Annotated in this window: 12 protein-coding genes; 7 read left to right on the top strand and 5 right to left on the bottom strand. The window is 71.7% G+C overall.

The features are described from left to right. Nucleotides 1-345: 345 nt before the first annotated feature. On the bottom strand, nt 346-810 hold the full coding sequence (locus AN218_RS33400; protein ID WP_070020771.1) for a PaaI family thioesterase: 465 nt from the start codon (nt 808-810) through the stop codon (nt 346-348). Nucleotides 811-934: 124 nt separating this feature from the next. Then, nucleotides 935-3,202, bottom strand: a complete 2,268-nt coding sequence (locus AN218_RS33395; protein WP_070020770.1) for an FdhF/YdeP family oxidoreductase — start codon at nt 3,200-3,202, stop codon at nt 935-937. A 143-nt stretch (nt 3,203-3,345) separates the two neighbouring features. On the opposite strand from AN218_RS33395, the gene polA reads away from it, so the two are divergent. Together polA and AN218_RS33385 are read left to right on the top strand one after the other, a co-directional pair. Then, nucleotides 3,346-6,003, top strand: coding sequence for a DNA polymerase I (gene polA / locus AN218_RS33390; protein ID WP_079132871.1), 2,658 nt, complete (start codon nt 3,346-3,348; stop codon nt 6,001-6,003). A 255-nt stretch (nt 6,004-6,258) separates the two neighbouring features. After that, entirely contained in the window at nt 6,259-7,896 is a 1,638-nt protein-coding gene (locus tag AN218_RS33385) for a lytic transglycosylase domain-containing protein (protein ID WP_079132870.1), read from the top strand. A 62-nt stretch (nt 7,897-7,958) separates the two neighbouring features. Here AN218_RS33385 and AN218_RS33380 read toward each other — a convergent pair whose 3' ends face one another. Continuing rightward, on the bottom strand, nt 7,959-8,834 hold the full coding sequence (locus AN218_RS33380; RefSeq protein ID WP_070020769.1) for a class I SAM-dependent methyltransferase: 876 nt from the start codon (nt 8,832-8,834) through the stop codon (nt 7,959-7,961). A gap of 350 nt (nt 8,835-9,184) precedes the next feature. On the opposite strand from AN218_RS33380, the gene rpsA reads away from it, so the two are divergent. The 4 genes from rpsA (at nt 9,185) to AN218_RS33360 (ending at nt 13,106) form a co-directional block, all read left to right on the top strand. Next, nucleotides 9,185-10,717 carry a 30S ribosomal protein S1 gene (gene rpsA / locus AN218_RS33375; protein ID WP_070020768.1) on the top strand — a complete coding sequence of 511 codons (1,533 nt, stop codon included), beginning with the start codon at nt 9,185-9,187 and terminating at the stop codon, nt 10,715-10,717. Between the two features lie 198 nt (nt 10,718-10,915). After that, nucleotides 10,916-11,926: a PAC2 family protein gene (locus AN218_RS33370; RefSeq protein ID WP_244900911.1), complete on the top strand. Its 1,011-nt coding sequence runs from the start codon at nt 10,916-10,918 to the stop codon at nt 11,924-11,926. A gap of 43 nt (nt 11,927-11,969) precedes the next feature. After that, the gene (gene coaE / locus AN218_RS33365) at nt 11,970-12,581 is read left to right on the top strand and encodes a dephospho-CoA kinase (protein WP_070020773.1); all 612 of its coding nucleotides are present in this window, start codon (nt 11,970-11,972) and stop codon (nt 12,579-12,581) included. 150 nt (nt 12,582-12,731) lie between these two features. Next, entirely contained in the window at nt 12,732-13,106 is a 375-nt protein-coding gene (locus tag AN218_RS33360; protein ID WP_070020766.1) for a tetratricopeptide repeat protein, read from the top strand. A 76-nt stretch (nt 13,107-13,182) separates the two neighbouring features. On the opposite strand, the gene AN218_RS33355 is transcribed toward AN218_RS33360, so the two are convergent. Continuing rightward, a complete protein-coding gene (locus tag AN218_RS33355) occupies nt 13,183-13,725 on the bottom strand; it encodes an HAD domain-containing protein (protein ID WP_070020772.1) in 543 nt (180 codons plus the stop codon). Nucleotides 13,726-13,964: 239 nt separating this feature from the next. On the opposite strand from AN218_RS33355, the gene AN218_RS33350 reads away from it, so the two are divergent. Next, on the top strand, nt 13,965-14,351 hold the full coding sequence (locus tag AN218_RS33350; protein ID WP_070020765.1) for a hypothetical protein: 387 nt from the start codon (nt 13,965-13,967) through the stop codon (nt 14,349-14,351). Nucleotides 14,352-14,447: 96 nt separating this feature from the next. Here AN218_RS33350 and AN218_RS37350 read toward each other — a convergent pair. Further along, on the bottom strand, nt 14,448-15,120 hold a 673-nt coding region (locus AN218_RS37350), incomplete at its 5' end, for a hypothetical protein (protein ID WP_216311845.1).

Genomic DNA, 15,120 nt, shown 5'->3' with positions numbered 1-15,120 from the left:
ATGCGCCGCCCGTCGCCGCGGTCCGCGGCCCTGCCGAGGGGGCGCGGACCGCCGGGCCCGTGCCCGAACTCCTCGCCGCGTACGGGCGGTTGACCGGGCCCCGGGTCTGCGTCGTCGTGCCGGAAGCGCCCGTACCAGGGTCTCCCGGAGCCGTTCTCCCCGGCTCCGCCCTCCGATCCCGGACCCGTACCGGGACCGGATCTGGATCCGCGCGGTCCGCCCCTGCCCCCGCCCCGTCTGCGCCCAGTGCCTCCCATGTCCGGGAAGCTAGCGGCCTTCCGGCGGAGTGGCCAGGGTGCCGTCGTCCTCACCGGTCCCGCCACCGGTTGCCTCACCGGCGCCGGTTCACGCGTCCTGGGGCATCTCCCGCAGCAGACATGTGAGGCGGGCGCTGCACACGCGCTTGCCGTCCTCGTCGGTGATGACGGTCTCGTACGTCGCGGTCGAGCGCCCCCGGTGCACCGGCGTCGCCGTCCCCGTGATCAGTCCGGAGCGCACGCCGCGGTGGTGTGTGCAGTTGAGGTCGACGCCGACGGCGAGCTTGCCCGGACCGCCGTGCAGCATCGCCCCGACCGAGCCCAGGGTCTCGGCGAGCACCGCGGAGGCGCCGCCGTGCAGCAGCCCGTACGGCTGGGTGTTGCCCTCGACGGGCAGCGTGCCGGTAACCTCCTCCGGTGACGCGTACAGGATCCGCAGGTCCATGCGCTCGCCGAGGTGTCCCGCCGAGAAGAGGGCGGGCAGGTCGAGGCCGAGCCCCGACCACTCGTCGAGGATCTCCTGGGGGAACGTGGTCCTGTCGTGCTCGCCCATGGGCAGCGGCTCCGATCACCGTGCGGGACCGGCCCGTCCGTCGCCTCCCGGGTGCTGGCGCGCGTACGCGGGCCGGTGCGGTCTGCAAGTACCGGACCGTCCTATCAGGTCGCTGAGCGTGCGCTCAGGCCGGAGTGACGCGGATCACCACGGACTTGCTGGCCGGGGTGTTGCTGCCGTCGGCCGTCGCGTCCAGCGGTACGAGGACGTTGGTCTCCGGGTAGTAGGCGGCGGCGCAGCCGGGCGCGGTGGGGTAGTGCACGACGCGGAAGCCCTCGGCCGTACGCGTGCTGCCGTCCGTCCACTCGCTCGTCAGGTCCGCGTACGCACCGTCCTCCAGACCGAGCGCCCGCGCGTCCGCGGGGTTGACCAGGACGACGCGGCGGCCGTTGCGGATGCCGCGATAGCGGTCGTCGAGGCCGTAGACGGTGGTGTTGTACTGATCGTGCGAGCGGAGCGTCTGCAGCAGCAGCCGTCCCTCCGGTACGCGCGGCCAAGTGACGGGCGCCGCGGTGAAGTTGGCCTTGCCGGTCGCGGTCGGGAAGCGCCGCTCGTCGCGCGGTGCGTGCGGCAGGGTGAAGCCCCCGGGCCGTGCCGCGCGCTCGTTGAAGTCCTCGAATCCGGGCACGACGCGGGCGATGCGCTCCCGTACGGTCGCGTAGTCCTTCTCGAAGTCCTCCCACGGCGTGCGTGAGGCGAGGCCGAGGACGCGGCGCGCCAGCCGCGCCACGATCGCGGTCTCGGAGAGCAGATGCGGACTCGCGGGCTCCAGCCGTCCCCGCGAGGCGTGCACCATGCCCATCGAGTCCTCCACCGTCACGAACTGCTCGCCGCCGCCCTGCAGATCGCGTTCCGTACGGCCGAGGGTGGGGAGGATCAGGGCGCGGGCGCCGGTCACGCAGTGCGAGCGGTTGAGCTTCGTGGAGACGTGGACGGTCAGCCGGGCACGGCGCATCGCGTCCTCGGTGACGGCCGTGTCGGGGGAGGCCGAGACGAAGTTGCCGCCCATGGCGAAGAAGACCTTGGCCCGCCCGTCGCGCAGTGCGCGGATCGACTCGACGACGTCCATGCCGTGCTCGCGGGGTGCGGTGAAGCCGAACTCCCGCTCCAGCGCGTCGAGAAAGCCGGCTCCGGGCCGCTCGGTGATGCCCATCGTGCGGTCGCCCTGCACGTTGCTGTGTCCCCGTACGGGGCACACGCCCGCGCCCGGGCGGCCCACATTGCCGCGCAGCAGCAGGAAGTTGACGATCTCGCGGATGCTGGCCACCGAGTGCTTGTGCTGGGTGAGGCCCATGGCCCAGCACACGACGGTGCGCCGGGATGCCAGCACCATCTGAAGGGCCTGTTCGATCTCCTCGGGGCGCAGACCGGTGGCCTCCCGCACGCCCTCCGGGGATCCCTCACGGGCCGCGGCGGCGAACTCCCCGTAGCCGTGGGTGTGGCGGGCGACGAACTCCTCGTCCACGCCGCCCCGTTCGATGACCAGCCGGTTCAGCTCGCGGAAGAGGGCCTGGTCGCCGCCGAGGCGGACCTGGAGGAAGAGGTCGGTCAGCGCCGTGCCGGAACCGGCAAGACCCTTGGCCGTCTGCGGGTTGCGGAACCGCGTCATCCCGGCCTCGGGCAGCGGGTTGACGGTGATGATCTTCGCGCCGCCGGCCTTGGCCTTCTCCAGCGCGGTGAGCATGCGCGGATGGTTGGTGCCCGGGTTCTGCCCGGCGACGACGATCAGATCCGCCTGGTACAGGTCCTCCAGCAGGACGCTGCCCTTGCCGACGCCGAGGGTCTCGGTGAGCGCCTCCCCGGAGGACTCGTGGCACATGTTGGAGCAGTCCGGCAGGTTGTTCGTGCCGAACTCCCGCGCGAGGAGCTGGTAGAGGAACGCCGCCTCGTTGCTCGTGCGCCCCGAGGTGTAGAAGACCGCCTCGTCCGGGGAGTCCAGCGCCTCCAGCTCCTCGGCGACGATCCCGAAGGCGCGCTCCCAGGGCACCGGTTCGTACGCCTCTGCGCCCTCCGCCAGATACATCGGCTGCGTCAGCCTGCCCTGCTGTCCCAGCCAGTACCCGGAGCGACGGGACAGGTCCGCCACGGGGTGTGCGGCGAAGAAGTCCGGCGTCACGCGGCGCAGCGTGGCCTCCTCGGCGACGGCCTTCGCGCCGTTCTCGCAGAACTCCGCGGTGTGCCGCTTGTCGTCCTCGGGCCAGGCGCAGCCCGGACAGTCGAAGCCGTCCTTCTGGTTGACGCGCAGCAGCGTCAGCGCCGTCCTGCGCACGCCCATCTGCTCGCGCGCGAGGCGCAGGGACTGCGCGACGGCCTTCGTGCCGGCCGCCGAGTCCTGGGGGGCCGACACGTCGGGAGCGTCCTGTACGGGGTCCTCGACCGGGGGTTTGCGCATACGGCGATGGTGCCACGGCCTGCTGACACGGCGGCGTGACGGCCGCCCGGTGCGCGGCCGGAGCGGGGCTGTCGGTGGGCCGTGGGAGGATCGGGGACGTGACTGAGAAGGCATCGAAGAAGACCGCACCGCGCCTGCTCCTGATGGACGGGCACTCGCTCGCCTACCGCGCGTTCTACGCCCTGCCCGCCGAGAATTTCGCCACGTCCACGGGCCAGACGACGAACGCGATCTACGGCTTCACCTCGATGCTGTCCAACACGTTGCGTGACGAGGAGCCCACGCACTTCGCGGTCGCCTTCGACGTCTCCCGCAAGACGTGGCGCTCGGCGGAGTTCGCGGAGTACAAGGCGAACCGGTCGAAGGCGCCGGACGAGTTCAAGGGCCAGGTCGAGCTGATCGGCGAACTGCTGGACGCGATGCGGGTGCGCCGGTTCGCCGTCGACGGCTTCGAGGCGGACGACGTGATCGCCACGCTCACCACACAGGCGGTGGCCGAGGGCTTCAAGGTCTCGATCGTCACCGGCGACCGCGACGCCCTCCAGCTCGTCAGCGACGACGTCACCGTCCTCTATCCGACGAAGGGCGTCTCGGAGCTGACGCGCTTCACCCCGGAGAAGGTCTTCGAGAAGTACGGCCTGACGCCGCAGCAGTATCCGGATTTCGCGGCGCTGCGCGGCGACCCGTCCGACAACCTCCCCGGCATCCCCGGCGTCGGCGAGAAGACGGCCACGAAGTGGATCAGTCAGTTCGGCTCGTTCGCGGAGCTCTCCCGCCGCGTGGACGAGGTGAAGGGCAAGGCCGGGGAGAATCTCCGCGCCCATCTGGAGTCCGTCACCCTCAACAGGCATCTCACGGAGCTGGTCCGCGACGTCGAACTGGACTGCGGCCCCGACGACTTGGAGCGGCAGCCCTACGACCGCGGCACGCTGGACGTGGTGCTGGACGCCCTGGAGTTCCGCCATCAGAACTTCCGCGAGCGGCTGTTCGCCGTCGACCCCGGCTCGCAGGAGGAGGAGATCGCCCCCGCCGCCGACGGCGTGGACATCGACGGCAGCGTGCTCGCACCGGGCGAGCTGACCGGCTGGCTGGAGGAGCACGGGGACGCCCCCCTGGGCCTGGCCACCGTGGACGTGTGGAAGCTGGGCGCGGGCAGCGTCAGCGAGATCGCGCTGGCCGCCGCCGAGGGTCCCGCGGCCTGGTTCGACCCGGCGCAGCTCGACGAGGCGGAGGAGCAGTCCTTCTCCTCGTGGATCGCCGACCCCGAGCGCCCCAAGGTCGTCCACGACGCCAAGGCGCTGATGCGGGTCTTCGCCGAGCACGGCTGGAGCGTCGCGGGCGTCACCATGGACACCGCGCTCGCCGCGTATCTCGACAAGCCCGGCCGCCGCTCCTTCGCCATGGACGCGCTGTCGGTGGAGTATCTCGCCCGTGAACTGGGCCCGGCCGAGGACGGCGGCGGCCAGCTCGCCTTCGGCGTGGACGAAGAGGCCGAGGCGCACGCCCTGATGGTCAAGGCCCGCACCATCCTCGACCTCGGCGAGGTCTTCGAGGAGCGGCTCTCCCAGGTCGGCGCAGCCGATCTGCTGCGCGATCTCGAACTGCCCACCTCGGCCGTGCTGGCGCGCATGGAGCGCGCCGGCATCTGCGCCGACCGGGAGTGGCTGACGGGCCTGGAGCAGCAGTTCGCCGACGCCGCCCAGCAGGCGGTGAAGGACGCCCACGCGGCCGTCGGCCACGAGTTCAACCTCGGCTCGCCCAAGCAGTTGCAGGAAGTGCTCTTCGGCGAGTTGGGCCTGCCGAAGACGAAGAAGACCAAGACCGGCTGGACGACGGACGCCGACGCCCTCACCTGGCTCGCGGCCCAGACCGACCACGAACTGCCCGTGCTGATGCTGCGCTACCGCGAACAGCAGAAGCTGCGCACCACCGTCGAGGGCCTGATCAAGACGATCGCCCCCGACGGCCGCATCCACACCAGCTTCAGCCAGACCGTCGCCGCCACGGGCCGCCTCTCCTCCACCGACCCCAACTTGCAGAACGTGCCGATCCGTACGGACGAGGGCCGCGCCATCCGCCGCGCCTTCCGCGTCGGCGAGGGCTACGAGTGCCTGATGACCGCGGACTACAGCCAGATCGAACTGCGCGTGATGGCCCACATGTCCGACGACGAGAAGCTGCTGGAAGCCATCACCTCCGGTGAGAACCTGCACACGACCGTCGCCTCCCAGGTCTTCGACGTCACCGAGGACCAGGTCGACGCCGAGATGCGCCGCAAGATCAAGGCCATGTCGTACGGACTCGCGTACGGCCTCTCGGCCTTCGGCCTCTCCCAGCAGCTCGGCATCACGCCCGACGAGGCGCGCGGGCTGATGGACGACTACTTCGAACGCTTCGGCGGCGTACGGGACTTCCTCCAGCGCGCGGTCAGCGAGGCGCGCGCCACGGGCTACACCGAGACCATCATGGGCCGCCGCCGCTATCTGCCCGACCTCAACAGCGACAACCGCCAACGCCGCGACATGGCCGAGCGGATGGCGCTCAACGCACCGATCCAGGGCACCGCGGCGGACATCGTGAAGACGGCGATGCTCCGCGTCGACGCCGCGCTGCGCGAGGAGAAGCTCGCCTCCCGGATGCTGCTCCAGGTGCACGACGAGATCGTGCTGGAGGTCGCACCCGGCGAACGCGAGGCCGTCGAGGAGCTGGTGTGCCGCGAGATGAGCGGCGCCGTGCACCTCCGCGCACCGCTGGACGTCTCGGTCGGCGTCGGCGACGACTGGGAGTCCGCGGCCCACTGACCGGCGGCCGGCCGGCACCTGACCGCGGCTCGCCCCCGCCACCGTCCGCCCCGTTCCCCGGAGTTGAGCCCGTCCCCGTTCGCCGGCGTACGTACGGAGAGGGCCAGCAGCGTCCGGGCACGGACGGGCGTTCGGTCCGGCAACGCCCCGGCAGGACAGTCTTGTGGCGGAATGGAGCGACCCGCAGACGCTGCCCAGGAGTTGTCGTAGTGTCACCGGTGTCGGTGACCGCAGGGGAGAGCAGGGGGTCCGCACATGGCGCGGTATCAGCGGTTCCGTGGCGGGGGCAGAAAGCTCCGCCGGGGAGTGACCGGTACGGCCATCGCCGCGGCGACGATGGCGGCGCTGACCGCCTCGCAGGCACCGGGCGCGGACGTGGACCACCGCACGGACGGTCCCGGCACCGAGCGCGCGGACGACGCCCGGCCCGACCAGGCCCCGGGCGACGACTCGTACCACACCGAGCTGCCGCCCCTGGAATCCCCCGCGCCGCCCCGCAGTTCACCCGATCCGAGCCCGTCGGAGTCCGGCATTCCGGCGACGCTGCTCGCCGCCTACAAGCAGGCCGCACGCTCCCTCGGCACCTCCGACCCCGCCTGCGGACTGCGCTGGGAACTGCTCGCCGCCATCGGCAAGGTCGAGTCCGGACAGGCACGCGGTGGCGCCGTCGACAAGGACGGCACGACCCTCAAGCCGATCCTCGGCCCCGTGCTCAACGGCTCCGGCTTCGCCCGCATTACCGACACCGACGGCGGACGGCTCGACGGCGACAAGCGCTTCGACCGCGCCGTGGGACCGCTGCAGTTCATACCCTCGACATGGGCGCGCTGGTCCGCCGACGGCAACGGCGACGGCCGCCGGGACCCGGCCAACATCCACGACGCCTCGCTCGCCGCCGCCCGCTATCTCTGCGCGGGCGAACGGGACTTGGGCTCGAAGACCGGCCTGCACCGCGCGGTCCTCAGCTACAACGACTCGCGCGCCTATCTGCGTACGGTGCTGGCCTGGTACGACTTCTACCGCAAGGGCACGCACAAGGTCCCCGACGGCTCGGGCGCCGTGCCCACCACGCCGGGCGCGGGCGGCGCCGACGACTCCGGCAAGGGCGGCGGCGGTTCGCACGGCGGCTCCAAGCCCCACAAGCCCGGCAAGGGCGGCGGCCACGAGGGCGGCCACGGCGGCGACGGCGGTCAGGGCGGCGGCGGAGGCGACCAGTCACCGGCCCCCGGCACCCTCAAGCCCGTCCTCGCGGGCGAGTTGACTGCCTATACGGGCGGCTCGTTCGAGGAGCGCCCCCGGGTGCGCGCCGCCGGCAAGTCCGGCAAGGCGCTCAAGGGCGTCCGCATCGAGTACACGATCAAGGGCGCGACCGACGCCCGCTTCACCGGCGGCTCGGCCAAGGCCACGGCCACCACCGGCGCCGACGGTACGGCCACGGCCCCGGTCGTCGAAGCGGGCGGCACGGCGGGCGAGTTCACCATCACCGCCAAGGCCACGGGCCGCGATCTGACGACGACGGCGATGAAGGCCACCGTCAAGCCGAAGTACACCTTCGCCCGCAAGCCCGGCGGCCCCCTCAAGGCGCCCGTCGACGCGAAGTTCGAGGACGTCGAGGTCACGCTCGCACACGAGAAGGAGGCGGCCGGGGACGTCCCCGTCACCGCCACCGTGATCACCGAGGACGGCGAGGAGAACACCAAGGGCCCTTACTTCACGGACCTGTTCGGCAACGAGGACCGCTCGGTCACCAAGTCCACCGGCGGTCTGCTCGGCAAGAAGGGGGTCCTGGAGCTGCCGGCCATCCACACCGACGGCCACACCGGCACCTTCGTCCTCCGCCTCACCACCGAGGACGGCTCCACGTACGACATCGACCTGACGGTCACCGAGTAGCGGCGACGCCCTACGGGCCGGGCCCGCCCGCGAGGATCACTCCGGGCCGGGCCCGGACAGGGTCAGCCTCCGGCCTCGTCCCGCTCGCACACGAAGATCGCCGTCCCCGGGATCAGCCGCCCCCGCAGCGGCGACCAGCCGCCCCACTCCTGCGTGTTCCAGCCGGGCCACTCCGGTTCGACGACGTCCAGCAGCCGGAAGCCCGCGCTCACCACGTCCCGCACCCGGTCGCCCATCGTGCGGTGGTGCTCGACGTACACGGCCCGGCCCCGCTCGTCCTCCTCCACATAGGGAGTGCGGTCGAAGTACGAGCTGAGCACCGTCAGCCCCTCGGGCCCCGGTTCGTCCGGCAGCGCCCAGCGCATCGGATGCGTGACGGAGAAGACGAACCGCCCGCCGGGCCGCAGTACGCGCCGCACCTCCCGCAGCACCCGCACCGGATCGGCCACGAACGGCAACGCCCCGAAGGCCGAGCACCCCAGATCGAAGGAGCCGTCCGCGAACGGCAGCGACCGCGCGTCCGCCTCCACCAGCGCGACGCCGTCGCCCTCACCGGCACCGCCGTGCTCGCCGTCGCCGATGCGCAGCGCGTGCTGGAGCTGCCGGTGCGAGAGGTCGAGCGCGACGGGACGGGCGCCCTGCGCCGCGAGCCACCGAGAACACTGCGCCGCGCCGGCCCCCACCTCCAGCACGCGCAGTCCGCGCAGCCCCGCGGCGGGTCCCAGCAGTCCGGCCTGCGCCTCGTCCAGGCCCTCGGGACACCACACGAAGCGGGCGTCGCCGAGGAAGGAGCCGTGCTCGTCCTGGTACTCGTCCGCGTTCCGGTCCCACCAGGCGCGGTTGGCCCGGCTGCTCTCCGCGCCCCCGGCCCGCCTCCGTACGGCCGCCGGTTCGGCCTCCGCCTCCGAGCTCGGGCCGTCGTCGCCGTCTTGGATCATCGCCCCCGCCGTCGTACTCTCTTGCCTATAACTTGTCGCCGTGGGGGTCGTGGACACCGCTCAGTGCCGTGAGGATCGCATGCTGTGACGGTCGCGCCGGTTATGGGACGTTCCACCCCAGCTGTGCTCTTTCGCGCATTGACCATGCCCAGCGGCCCCCGTATGCTACAAGTTGCGCTGCGGGCCTGCGTGCCTCGGACGGAGCAGGCCGCGCTCGCATCGGTGGTGTATCCCTCGGGTCCGTGGCTCTCAAGGCTGTGTCCGGCTGGCTTGCATGCGCGGTGCGATAACGGGCTCTCGGCGTAGCAGAACCTACGACTTCATGTCCGTACCCGGAGACCCTTTCACACATGACGAGCAGCACCGAGACCACCGCCACCACTCCGCAGGTTGCGGTAAACGACATCGGTTCCGAGGAAGCCTTCCTCGCCGCGATCGACGAGACGATCAAGTACTTCAACGACGGCGACATCGTCGACGGCGTCATCGTGAAGGTCGACCGGGACGAGGTCCTGCTCGACATCGGCTACAAGACCGAAGGCGTCATTCCGTCCCGCGAACTCTCGATCAAGCACGACGTCGACCCCAACGAGGTCGTCGCCGTCGGTGACGAGATCGAGGCCCTTGTTCTCCAGAAGGAGGACAAGGAAGGCCGCCTGATCCTCTCGAAGAAGCGCGCCCAGTACGAGCGTGCCTGGGGCACCATCGAGAAGATCAAGGAAGAGGACGGGATCGTCACCGGCACCGTCATCGAGGTCGTCAAGGGCGGTCTCATCCTCGACATCGGCCTGCGGGGCTTCCTGCCGGCCTCCCTGGTCGAGATGCGCCGCGTCCGCGACCTCCAGCCGTACGTCGGCAAGGAGCTCGAGGCCAAGATCATCGAGCTCGACAAGAACCGCAACAACGTGGTTCTCTCCCGCCGCGCCTGGCTGGAGCAGACCCAGAGCGAGGTCCGTCAGACCTTCCTCACCACCCTGCAGAAGGGCCAGGTGCGCTCCGGCGTCGTCTCCTCCATCGTCAACTTCGGCGCCTTCGTCGACCTCGGCGGTGTGGACGGACTCGTCCACGTCTCCGAGCTCTCCTGGAAGCACATCGACCACCCCTCCGAGGTCGTCGAGGTCGGCCAGGAGGTCACGGTCGAGGTCCTGGACGTCGACATGGACCGCGAGCGCGTCTCCCTGTCGCTCAAGGCGACCCAGGAAGACCCGTGGCAGCAGTTCGCGCGCACGCACCAGATCGGCCAGGTCGTGCCCGGCAAGGTCACGAAGCTCGTGCCGTTCGGTGCGTTCGTCCGCGTCGACGAGGGCATCGAGGGTCTGGTCCACATCTCCGAGCTGGCCGAGCGCCACGTGGAGATCCCGGAGCAGGTCGTCCAGGTCAACGACGAGATCTTCGTCAAGGTCATCGACATCGATCTGGAGCGGCGCCGCATCAGCCTCTCGCTGAAGCAGGCCAACGAGTCCTTCGGTGCCGACCCGACCGCGGTCGACTTCGACCCGACGCTCTACGGCATGGCCGCGTCGTACGACGACCAGGGCAACTACATCTACCCCGAGGGCTTCGACCCGGAGGCCAACGACTGGCTGCCGGGTTACGAGAAGCAGCGCGAGGAGTGGGAGCGCCAGTACGCCGAGGCGCAGACGCGCTTCGAGCAGCACCAGGCGCAGGTCATCAAGTCCCGCGAGGCCGACGAGCAGGCGGCCGCCGAGGGCGCCGGCTCCGGCGGCGGCAACGCCCAGCCGCAGCAGGGCGGCAGCGGCGGTGGCGGCCAGGCCGGTTCCGGCGGGTCGTACTCCTCGGAGTCGAACGACGACTCCGGCGCCCTCGCCTCGGACGAGGCGCTGGCGGCACTCCGCGAGAAGCTCGCGGGCGGCCAGAGCTGAAGCTGACGGCCGGCCGCTGAACACGGCGGCCAACCGTCCGGCGGACAGTACGCAGAGCGGGGCTCGCTCCTTCGGGAGCGGGCCCCGCTTCGCTGTGCGCGCCCCCGCAGGAATGCCCGGCGTCCCCGCACCGTTGTGCAGGGTGAACGCGACGAGTTAGGGGCTCCGACAGTGCAGGAACCGCACAGTGGGCAGAGCGTGTACACGTGGGACGAGAACGGGCTGGAAGCCGTCGACGCCGTCCTCGGCGAGCCCGACAACGCCGGTCTGGTGATGCTGTATCACTTCGAGGGCTACATGGACGCGGGCGAGGCGGGGGAGCAGATCGTCGAGCGCGTGACGGAGAGCCAGCCCCATGTCACCGTCGCGCGCTTCGACGTCGACCGTCTCGTCGACTACCGGGCCCGGCGCCCGACGATGACCTTCCGCAAGGACTGCTGGGTCGCCTACGACGAGCCGCGGCTCGATCTGCGGCTCGTACGGGACGCCACGGGCGCGCCGTTCCTGCTGCTGTCCGGGCCGGAGCCGGATGTGCAGTGGGAGGCGTTCACCGCGGGCGTCCGTGAGATCACCGAACGCCTCGGCGTGCGGATGTCCGTCAACTTCCACGGCATCCCGATGGGCGTCCCGCACACCCGTCCCGTCGGTCTGACGCCGCACGGCAACCGTACGGATCTCGTGCCGGGGCACCGTGCGCTCTTCGAGGAGGCGGAGATCCCGGGCAGCGCCGGGGGTCTGATCGAGCTGCGGCTCGCGGAGGCCGGGCAGGACGTGCTCGGAGTGGTGGCGCACGTGCCGCACTACATCGCGCGGTCGCCCTATCCGGATGCGGCGCTCGTCATCGTCGAGGCCGTCACGTCCGCGACGGGGCTCGTGCTGCCCGACGTCGCGCATGCCCTGCGCAACGAGGCGCTGAAGACGCAGAACGAGATCGAACGGCAGCTCTCCGAGGGCGACGAGGATCTGGTGGCCGTCGTACGGGGCCTGGAGCAGCAGTACGACGCGCTGGCCGGCGCGGAGACCCGGGGCAGCCTCGTGGCCGAGCCCAGCGAACTGCCCTCCGCAGACGAACTGGGCGCGGTCTTCGAGCGGTTCCTCGCCGAACGCGAAGGCGAACGCGAAGGCGAGGGCGACGGTCAGGGCGGCGGCAGCGAGGGCGGTGACGGCGGCGGCAGCCGGGACGGCGGAGGCCCGCCGGGGACGGCCTGACCTGGGCGCCGGCGCGTCCCGCGCACCGTATAGCGTGAACCGCATGCTGAAGGTCGGACTGACGGGCGGCATCGGCGCGGGCAAGAGCGAGGTCTCGCGGCTGCTCGACGCATACGGTGCCGTGATCGTCGACGCGGACAAGATCGCCCGAGAGGTCGTGGAGCCCGGCACCCCGGGCCTGGCGGCCGTCGTCGCCGAGTTCGGCGAGGACGTGCTGACACCGGACGGCAGCCTGGACCGTCCCAAGCTCGGGTCGGTCGTCTTCGCCGACTCCGGCCGGCTGGCGGCGCTGAACGCCATCGTCCACCCGCTCGTCGGCGAGCGCTCCGCCGAGCTGGAGCGGCTGGCGGAGGAGTCGGACGGCGCCGCCGTGGTCGTCCACGACGTCCCGCTCCTCGCCGAGAACGGGCTCGCTCCCCTCTACGACCTGGTCCTCGTCGTCGACGCCTCCCCGAAGACCCAGCTCGACCGGCTCGTACGGCTGCGCGGCATGACGGAGGACGACGCCTCCGCGCGCATGGCGGCGCAGGCGAGCCGCGAGGAGAGGCTCGCGCTGGCCGACATCGTGATCGGCAACGACGGCCCCGTGGAGGAGCTGGAGGCGCGGGTCCGTGAGGTCTGGGACGAGCTGCGGCGCCGGGCCGACGAAGCCTGACCGGACACCGTACGGCGGCGGCGGGCGCGTAGTCCGCTCCGGTGGGAGCGGAGTGCCCCCGGTTGCGACTGGGAATAGCTACTGGGAGCGAGGCGTTCCAGCGCCAGTGCACGCAACTGTCATACAGGCACCGGTGAGGAGGCAGGCGCCGTGTCCGAGGCGACCCCGGAGACCCTGGTCATCGAGTTCCGCGCCGCCGAGCAGCTTATCGAGGCGCGCGATCCGCGCGGCGCGCTGAAGCTGCTCGACACGGTCGTCGCGGCGCATCCCGAGAACACCGCGGCACGGCTGCTGCGGGCCCGTGCGTTCTTCCTCGGCGCTCAACTGCGCCCCGCGGAGATGGAGTTCCAGACCGTGCTGGAGCGCGAGCCGGACAACGCGTTCGCGCACTTCGCGCTCGGCCGTACGCTCCAGCGTGCCGACCGCAAGGACGAGGCGCGGCGCCACTTCCGGCTCGCCGCCGCCCTGGACCCGAGGCCCGACTTCGTCGAGGCCGCGGCGTTCGACCCTCCGCGCTCGACCTGACCGGGCGCGGGCGGTGTGCGCCGCCCGCGCCGCGTGACGACGTCGCCGTACGGGCGTCCGTACGGCCGCGGAAGAGTCAGCCGCGCTGCCGCAGGGCCCAACTGCGCAGCGCGGCGAAGTCCTTGGGGCGCAGACCGCGCCGCGGGCTGACCCAGTGCAGCAGGGCGGGGCCGTCGTGGTGTGCGGCGACATAGCGCCGGTCGTGGTCGGTGATGCCGTCGTCGACCCAGGCGAAGGGGCGTCCACGGGCCCATTCGACGATGTGCCGCGACTTCCAGTGCGTACCGTCCGGGCCGGGGACGAAGAGCTCCGCCCACTCGATGACGGGCAGGTCCGGCAGGCCGAGCGCGGGGGCGATGTGGGTGTTGGCGTCGTGCATCCACGTCGTCGCCCACACCAACTCATACGGCAGCGCCGTCAGTTGACGGCCGTGCTCGGTACGCAGCCATACGCGCAGCCAGGAGACCTCCTCCGCGGGCAGCGGCGCGTGGCGGCGTACCCAGTCGGCGGGCTTGAAGCGGTACGTGGTGTAGCCGCGCGGACGGCGGCGCAGCCGGGTCGCGAACGGATTCAGCGGACCGTCCACATCGAGCAGCAGAAGAGGGGCTGTTGAGGGCATCGGATCCATCATGAGCCCTCACGCCCTGCGCCGCCTTGCTTACGGGCGGCGTTGTCAGTGGTGCGCCGTAGACTCATGCCCGTTCGAGTGGAGGACCGTGCGTCGCAGGGGAGCGCACGGTCCCCACTCATCCGCGGCGTTGCGACCCCCAGGCCGCCGCGCCGCGGACGGGTACCATCGGGAGGGGCAAGTCCCGTACATTCAGGGGGATTTGCCGCAGACCACAGGGGGAGAGAAGCGTGGATCCGGTCTCAGCGAGTGCCATCACGGCCGCGGTCGGCGCCGCGGCGAGCTCGGCCGGTACGGAAGCCGGGCGGCACGCGTGGGAGTCGCTGGTCGCTCTGTGCCGCCGCATCGGAGGCGGCCGTTCGAACGGCGGCGACGAGATAGCGCTCCCCGACGACCCGGACGACGAGCAGCAGGTCCGGGACCTCACCGCACGCGTGATTGAGGAGAGCGGACGGGACGAGACGTTCGCGGCCGACCTGGAGTCCTGGGCCGGCCGGCACGGATTCACCCTCCGCGCCGAGCAGGACACCGTCCACAACACCGTCTCCGGGGACGCCCGCATCAGCGGCAACGTCATCCAGGGCCGCGACTTCTCCGGGCCGATCAACCTGGGCTGACGGCAGGGCGGTTGGCGAGCAGGAGGCGTGTTCGGCGGGCAAGGTCGTCGTACGGCGTCGGGTCGCGCATCGGTGCGGTGAGGTGCGTCCGGGCGTTCACTGCCAGGTCAGCCGCATCGCCGTCGTCACCCCCAGCGGGGAGCCGCCCGCCTGCGCCGCGAGGACGCCCGCTCCCTCGGGGCTGCGGGTGTAGAGCGGGTCGCCCGTGCTGACGTAGGTGTTCCAGGCGGCGGCGAACAGGTCCGCGAGGCGGCGGTTCTCGCCGAGGGCCGTGGGCACCGCGTGGTGGACGACCGCGTTCTGGGCGGGCCTGCGGAACAGCGCGCGCAGGGCCGCACCCGCCCCCGGCGGCGGCAGGATGTGGCGGGGCACCACATAGCGCGGCGAGGTCAGCGGGGAGACCGCCTCGTCGAAGGCGGTGGCGAAGCGGGCGGAGGCCGCGCGCGGCACACCGTCCAACTCGACGCGGTAGGCGCCCGTTTCGTCCGGTTCGAGGGAGACACCCTCGGGGCCGCGCGGCACCAGTCCGGCACGGTGCAGCGCGTCCGCGGTGGCCCAGGCGATGTGCACCAGTACCGGAGCCTCGGTGACGTCCGTGAACAGACGGCGGATCGCAGCCGTACGGGTCGCGGCGTACGCGGTGCCCGCGGCGAGCAGACCCAGAGCGGTGGACGGCGGTCCGGGGAGCGAGGCGGCCAGGGGAGCGGCCGTGCCGACGACGCCCGCGAGGGCCGCGCCGGAGGCGGTGGCCAGGCGCCGATTCCCGCCG

The sequence above is a fragment of the Streptomyces nanshensis genome, from assembly GCF_001751255.1.
GTDB lineage: Bacteria > Actinomycetota > Actinomycetes > Streptomycetales > Streptomycetaceae > Streptomyces > Streptomyces nanshensis_A.
The sequence above is the reverse complement of the archived record's forward strand: the minus strand, read 5'-3'. Positions and strand labels throughout refer to the sequence as shown.